This is a genomic window from Plasticicumulans sp. (assembly GCF_035331805.1).
Taxonomy (GTDB): Bacteria; Pseudomonadota; Gammaproteobacteria; order Competibacterales; family Competibacteraceae; genus Plasticicumulans.
The window spans coordinates 1-6,588 of the sequence record NZ_DAOLKE010000198.1; the positions used below are offsets into that span (position 1 = coordinate 1).

The window sequence follows — 6,588 nt, forward strand, 5'->3', positions numbered from 1 at the left end:
TCCGGCCGATGGCCCACGTCGTCTTCTTTGAAAAACCCGGCTGCGGCGGCAACGCCAGGCAGAAAGCCGCCCTGCGCGCCGCCGGCCACAGCCTCGAAGTGCGCGACCTGCTCACCTGGCCGTGGACGGCCGCCCAGCTGCAGGAATGGTTCAGCGGCCTGCCGGTCGCCGACTGGTTCAACCGCTCGGCGCCCAGGGTGCGCGACGGCGAAATCCTGCCCGAGCGGCTGAGCGCCGAAGCCGCACTGACACTGATGCTCGCCGAACCGCTGCTGATCCGCCGCCCGCTGCTCGAAGCTGCAGGCGAGAAGCGCGTCGGCTGGGATCAGGAGGCTGTCGATGCCTGGCTCGGCCTCGCCGCCAGTGCCGCGGCGGTCGGCGAAGGCTGCCCGAAGGGCGAGAAGATGGCGCCGTGCCCGGCGCCGGTGCCGGGCACGGCGGCCGATACGGCGCAGTGATATCGATCACCCGGAAATGCATGGTTTTTTCCCCCCTCCACCCAAGCCCTCTGCCGCGAGGGGCGAGGGGCTTGAACGACAGGCGGGCGGGGGCGCGGCGTCAGCGTGTCAGCAGCTTGCGCAGCGCGGCGTTGACCGCCTGCGGGTGTTCGAGCGGCGCCAGATGGCCGCAGCGATCGAGCAGGATCAGCTCGGCCCCGGGAATGCCGTCGGCGATTTCCTGCTGGCACTCGGGCGGCGTCAGCTGATCCTGCAGGCCGCCGATGACGACGGTCGGGCAGGCGATGCCGGAGAGCATCGGCACGCTGTCGGGGCGATCGACGATGGCGCGGCTTTCGCGCAGATAGGCTTCCACGCCCGAATCGCGCGCCATCGCGCTGACCGTGCCGGCAAGCTCGCGGTCATCGAGCCGGTCGCGGTGGATCAAGAGCGGCAGCAGTGCGTGACTGACGCCGCGGAAACGTCCGCGCGTGGCGAGCGCCATGAAATCCAGCCGCCGCTGGCGCTTTTCGGGCGAGTCCGGACGCGCGGCGGTATTGATCAGCGCCAGATGCGTGATGCGCTCCGGGGCCTGGCGCAGCAGTTCGAAGGCGATGTAACCGCCCATCGACAGCCCGGCGACCGCAAAACGCGGCGGCGCCTTGGTCAGCAGCGTGGCGGCGATCTCGTAGAGGTTGTCGTGCGTCGAGTGATCGCCGACCGTCATGTCGGCGGCATCGGCGAGCGCGGCGAGCTGGTGCTGCCACAGCCGGCCGTCGCAGAGCAGGCCGGGAATCAGCAAGAGCGGCGGGCGGGACATCATGCTGCACCTCCGGCGGTGGCGGTGCGCAGGCGGATCAGCTCGGTCAGCGTGCGGTTGCACGGCGCCTGCAGGCCGTGGGCCTGGGCGCGGGCGAGCAGATAACCGTTGATGAAATCGATTTCGGTGGTGCGGCCGGCGCGCACGTCGGCGCGCATCGAGGACACATTGCGCCCGCTTTCGTGCGCGAGGCGAACGACCTGCTCGATCAGCGTGCGCGCATCGGCCGGCAGGCCCTCGGCCTGCATGACCGCGGCAGCCTCGATGCAGACCGCCGCCACCAGCGTGCGCGCCGGACCGGTCCCGGCAAGCACGCCGTTCGGCACGTCGAGCAGCGCCGTGACCGGGTTGACCGCGCAGTTCAGCACGAGCTTGTGCCAGAGCCGCAGCTTCAGGTCATTGTCCCAGGCGGCGTGCAGGCCGGATTCGGCCAGCGCCTCGCTGAGGATGTGCCGCTCGATCACCGGCAGCGGCAGCGGGCCGTCACCGATCCAGGTTTCGCCGCGACGTGCGCGCACCAGCCGCCGCGGGGTGCTGCGGTAGGCGGCGTTGGTCGTGGTGCCGATCACGGTCATCAGCCGCGGAAAGCGCAGGTGCACGGCATCGGCCGTGCCCATGCCGTTTTGCAGCAGCACGGCGCGGGTTTCGGGGCCGAGGCGGTGGGCGATCAGTTCGAGCGCGGCGACCGTGTCCTGCGCCTTGGTCACCACCAGCAGCCGGCGGATGCTCGCGCCGCCGGCGACGACCGGCTCGGCGAGCGGGCGGGCGTGCAGCTCGTGGCCGTCGGGCTCCTCGACCGTCAGGCCCTCGCGCATCAGCACCGCGGCACTGTCGGTGTCGCGCGTCAGCACCGTCACCGGCACGCCGGCAGCGGCGAGCCCGGTCGCGTACAGCCCGCCAATGGCGCCGGCGCCGAGGATGTGCCAGCCGGAAGGTGACATCGTGTTACGGTCCCCCTGCGCAAAGAGCGGCAGGGTAGCGGTCAGGCCGGGGCTTGTGAACCGGCTTGTGCGGGGCTGCCGCTCCCGGCGGGCGGGGTGTCTCAGCCGGCGGCGCGCGCCAGCAGGCGCTGCAGGATGCCTTCGTAGATGCGCGACAGTGCATCGAGATCATCGGCGGCGACGCATTCGTCGATCTTGTGGATCGTCGCGTTCAGCGGCCCGAGTTCGAGCACCTGCGCACCGGTCGGGGCGATGAAGCGGCCGTCCGAGGTGCCGCCGCTGGTCGAGAGCTGCGCCTCGGTGCCGGTCTCGGCGTAGATCGCCTCGACGGCGGCATCGACCAGCGCGCCCGGCTCGGTCAGGAAGGGCAGGCCGGAGAGTTCCCATTCGAGCGTCGCATCGAAGCGCCAGCCGGCCTTGACCTCCTCGTTCAGCAGCGCCATCTCGACCAGCAGCCGCGTGCGCTCCTGCAGCTGCTCGACCGTCGATTCGGTCGAGAAGCGGAAGTTGAAGCGCAGCTCCGCCGTGCCCGGCACGACGTTGGTGGCGCCGGCGCCGCCGTGGACGTTGGAGATCTGGAACGAGGTCGGCGGGAAGAACTCGTTGCCGTGGTCCCAGATTTCGTCGGCAAGCACGGCGATGATCGGTCCGAGCGCGTGGATCGGGTTGTGCACCAGATGCGGATAGGCGACATGGCCCTGCACGCCGTGCACGGTCAGATGCCCGTGCAGCGAGCCGCGCCGGCCGTTCTTGATCGTGTCGCCGAGCGTGTGCGCCGAGGACGGCTCGCCGACCAGACACCAGTCGATGTGCTCGCCGCGCGCGCCCAGCCAGTCGACGACGCGCACCGTGCCGTCGATGGCCGGGCCTTCCTCGTCGCTGGTGATCAGGAAGCCGATCGAGCCGGCGTGCTGCGGATGTGCGTCGATGAAGCGCTCGCAGGCCGTGACCATCGCTGCAAGGCTGCCCTTCATGTCGGCGGCGCCGCGCCCGTAGAGCACGCCGTCGCGCAACTCGGGCGTGAACGGATCGGAGGCCCAGCGTTCGAGCGGGCCGGTCGGCACCACGTCGGTATGGCCGGCGAAGGCGAACAGCGGCGCGGCGCGACCGCGGCGTGCCCAGAAGTTCTCGACTTCGCCGAAGCGCAGCCGCTGGCACTCGAAACCGAGCGCGGCGAGGCGTTCCATCATCAGCGCCTGACAGCCGGCATCCGCGGGCGTGACCGAACGGCGGGCGATCAGCTCGCGCGCGAGGGCGAGCGTGGTCGAGGCGGGGGCTTGGGACATTCCGGACTCCGGCGGGTCGAAAAGCGGCGTAGTGTACGACGTGCTGCCGGCCACGGCCGCGGGGCTGCGACCGGCGGGGAGGGCAAGATCATGAAGCACCAGAAGATCATCCTGCGCCTGAGCCTCGCCGCGCTGCTGCTGGCGGTCGCCGGCGCCGCGGCCGCCCGCGATTACCACCATCCGCCCGGCTACGGCTGGCCGGTCGCACCGCGCGGCCCGACCTCGACGACGCTGAGCGGCACGCTGCCGCAGGGCCGGCCGATGCCGCGGCCCGGGCCGTACTACACGCTGCCCTCGCCGGGCGGGCGCACCGAAATCCATGATTTCAGCGGCCAGCGCTACGGCACGCTCGAACGCGAAACCGGCAGCCGCCCGCCGGTCGTCTACGCCCCGGACGGGCGGCGGCGCTACGAGACCGATCGCGATGGCACGCTGCGCGACCCCTACGGCCGGCGCATCGAGGTGCTGAAACCGCTGCCGGACGGCGACTGGTAGCGAGTCCTGCGCTACGGTGGCCGCTCCGACGCCGTGGAGGCCACGTCATGCAGCGCATCGCCGTCTATTGCGGTTCCGCCAGCGGCAGCGATCCGCGTTTCGCCGAAGCCGCGACCGCCTTCGGTGCGCTGCTCGCGGCGCGCGGGCTGGAGCTCGTGTTCGGCGGCGGCCACGTCGGGCTGATGGGGCGGGTTGCCGATGCCGTGCTCGCCGGCGGCGGGCGCGCGATCGGCGTGATGCCGGATTTGCTGGCCGAGCGCGAGATCGCACACCGCGGTCTCACCGAACTGCAGATCGTGCCCGACCTGCAGCAGCGCAAGCGCCGCATGCTGGAACTCGCCGATGCCTGCATCGCGCTGCCCGGCGGCATCGGCACTTTCGATGAATGGTTCGAGGCGCTGACGCTCGGCTGTCTCGAACTGCACGACCGGCCCTGCGCGCTGCTGAACCTGCACGGCTATCACGATCCGCTGCTGGCGCTGCTCGATCACGCCGTCGCGCAGGGCTTCATGCGTCCGCAGCAGCGTGCGGCGGTGCTCGTCGATGACGATGGCGCTCGGCTGCTCGACGCCTGCGCGGCCCGGCGGGCGACGCAGGCGTTCAACGGCGATCCCATCGGGCAGGACGCGGAGCAGCGAACGAAAAAAACGCGGTCGTACCGTCAGGGGGAAGGCGGCGACCGCGTAATTGGGGGGAGCGACATCTGAATCGAGGGATGTCGCGACGCAGAATACCCTAGTGCAGCGCTCTGGTATCAGTCGGACCCGACTTTTTTTACCGGTGCAACAGGGGTGTCAGCTATGCTTACATATCGGGTCAAGCGGACCGTTTCGACGGATGTCGCTATATACGGCGACTGACGTATTACCACAGCCACCACAATGTATTTTCATGAGCCCGTGCTGTGCAGGCGCAGCATGACGGCCGGTACGGATCGAAGCCGATGTAATTCCGGCCTGGGCAAAGTCCAGGTCTTCAATCAAGTCCCGACCGATGGATCGACAAGGCACGCGGCGTTGATCCGTGCGTATGACCGGCCTGCGGGTGGTCGAACGGACGTGACCGACGCTTACGGTTCACGTCCAACCCGGCCCGCGTGCCGCAAGTCGACCACCCATGCCTTCTCTCGTCTGCCTGTCCGGACTCGCCATGCCGGCGCCGCTGCTGGCCTGTGGCCCGTGGCGACTGCTGCGCTTCCTGCAAGACCAGCCGCTGATCTGGCCCTCGCTGCTGAGCGCCGACGAGATCGCCGCCCGCCTCGAAGCCGGACCGTGCAGCAGCCGCACCGGCCCGGAGTGGACGCTGATCGTGCCCGCCGACCGGCCGCTCGGTGCCGATCTGGGGCTGGAGGCGCGCCAGCGCCTCGTGCGCTTCAGCGAGCGGCTGAGCTGCGCGACGCTGGCGCAGCTGAGCCTCGAAACACACACCGACTTCCGCTGCCCGGACCCGCTGCGCATCCGCATGCAGCACTGGCAATCGGCGCAGAGCGTCCCTGCCGCCGTGCCGCTGGCAACGGGGATGCCGGCACCGGCGGCAAACGACCACCGCCGCAGTCTGGCCTTCGATGTTGACCTGCTGCAGGCGCTGATCGAACTCGACCGGATGCCGGCCGGGCAGACCGCCGCCATCGACAAGGCGCTGCAGGCCTACGGGCTGGCGCTGGCACAGGCCGAGCGGCTGATTCCGGTGACTGCACTGATGCTGCTCGGTGCTGCGTTGCGCAGCCTGCTCGCCTGCGAGGACTACGACGCGACGCTGCGCGATCGGCTGCTGGCCGAGATCGCCTTGCTGTCAGGACCCGATACCGGCGAACGGGCAGCCGGCAGCAGCGACCCTGCCACCGGCCTGCTGCCCGGTCGTTTGCTGCGGGAATGGCTGGATGATCTGTTCGGCTGCCTGGGCCGCAGCGGTCAGGGGGATCCGCTGCGCGGCGGCAACTGGGCGGCGCGCAGCCATCTGCGCCTGCTCGGTTTCCTGTTCCCGCTGCTGCTGAAGGCCCGGCTCGCGCGGCTTGGCCTGTACCGGATCAGCGGCACCGACATCGCCCTGGTCGGGTGTTTCGAGCGCCTGACGGCAGCCGAACCTCACCTGCTCGGCGCCCGGCGCGCGGGTCTGCAGGCCCCGCTGGCGACCGCGGCCAGCATCGTGCAGGGCGCCCTGACTCCCGACCCGCAGGTCGCGGCCTTCGAGGATGCGCTGGCCTGGTGCATCAACCGCAACCTGCTGATGCCGGATCCCTGAGCCGATCCGGGCTTGCATCCGATCAGCATCGAATCAGGGCCTGATCAATTGAATTGATTGAAAAATTAGATTGATCCTGATTCAGGATAAGGAAACTGCATCCGGAAAGGGCTATATAGCACTGCAAGAACAGCAACAAATGTCGCAATGGAGGCGAGCCATGAACGGCTACTTTTCCAAACGCGATGTGCAAGCCCGCATGCTCAAGGAACTGCGCGATGCCCGTGCCCGGGGAGCCAGTGGCGCCGAGCAGCTCGCAATCCTGCACAGATGGGCACCGTTTCTGGCGGACTTCGACAGCGACGAGTCTGACAGCGACGATTCCGACGGCGATCTGCGGGACGAAAGCGAACCGGTTTCATGAGCGG

The 6,588-nt window shown here is 69.6% G+C and carries 8 protein-coding genes; 5 read left to right on the plus strand and 3 right to left on the minus strand.

Annotated features, from left to right (window positions below):
* The first annotated feature begins 8 nt into the window (after nucleotides 1-8).
* Nucleotides 9-458: an ArsC/Spx/MgsR family protein gene (locus PKE44_RS13150; protein ID WP_324551935.1), complete on the plus strand. Its 450-nt coding sequence runs from the start codon at nucleotides 9-11 to the stop codon at nucleotides 456-458.
* A 100-nt stretch (nucleotides 459-558) separates the two neighbouring features.
* Here PKE44_RS13150 and PKE44_RS13155 read toward each other — a convergent pair whose 3' ends face one another.
* The 3 genes from PKE44_RS13155 to dapE all read right to left on the minus strand — a co-directional run bounded on the left by PKE44_RS13155 (nucleotide 559) and on the right by dapE (nucleotide 3,484).
* A complete protein-coding gene (locus tag PKE44_RS13155) occupies nucleotides 559-1,257 on the minus strand; it encodes an alpha/beta fold hydrolase (protein ID WP_324551921.1) in 699 nt (232 codons plus the stop codon).
* Nucleotides 1,257-2,198, minus strand: a complete 942-nt coding sequence (locus PKE44_RS13160; RefSeq protein WP_324551923.1) for a 2-dehydropantoate 2-reductase — start codon at nucleotides 2,196-2,198, stop codon at nucleotides 1,257-1,259. The genes PKE44_RS13155 and PKE44_RS13160 overlap by 1 nt, the downstream gene beginning before the upstream one ends.
* Before the next feature lie 101 nt (nucleotides 2,199-2,299).
* A complete protein-coding gene (gene dapE, locus PKE44_RS13165; RefSeq protein WP_324551925.1) occupies nucleotides 2,300-3,484 on the minus strand; it encodes a succinyl-diaminopimelate desuccinylase in 1,185 nt (394 codons plus the stop codon).
* Nucleotides 3,485-3,574: 90 nt separating this feature from the next.
* Here dapE and PKE44_RS13170 point away from each other — a divergent pair, with 90 nt between their 5' ends.
* The 4 genes from PKE44_RS13170 to PKE44_RS13185 all read left to right on the plus strand — a co-directional run bounded on the left by PKE44_RS13170 (nucleotide 3,575) and on the right by PKE44_RS13185 (nucleotide 6,584).
* A complete protein-coding gene (locus PKE44_RS13170) occupies nucleotides 3,575-3,979 on the plus strand; it encodes a hypothetical protein (RefSeq protein ID WP_324551927.1) in 405 nt (134 codons plus the stop codon).
* A gap of 47 nt (nucleotides 3,980-4,026) precedes the next feature.
* Entirely contained in the window at nucleotides 4,027-4,686 is a 660-nt protein-coding gene (locus PKE44_RS13175) for a TIGR00730 family Rossman fold protein (RefSeq protein ID WP_324551929.1), read from the plus strand.
* Between the two features lie 442 nt (nucleotides 4,687-5,128).
* Complete coding sequence (locus PKE44_RS13180; protein WP_324551931.1) at nucleotides 5,129-6,220, plus strand: hypothetical protein; 1,092 nt, start codon at nucleotides 5,129-5,131, stop codon at nucleotides 6,218-6,220.
* 160 nt (nucleotides 6,221-6,380) lie between these two features.
* On the plus strand, nucleotides 6,381-6,584 hold the full coding sequence (locus PKE44_RS13185) for a hypothetical protein (RefSeq protein WP_324551933.1): 204 nt from the start codon (nucleotides 6,381-6,383) through the stop codon (nucleotides 6,582-6,584).
* Nucleotides 6,585-6,588 lie beyond the last annotated feature (4 nt).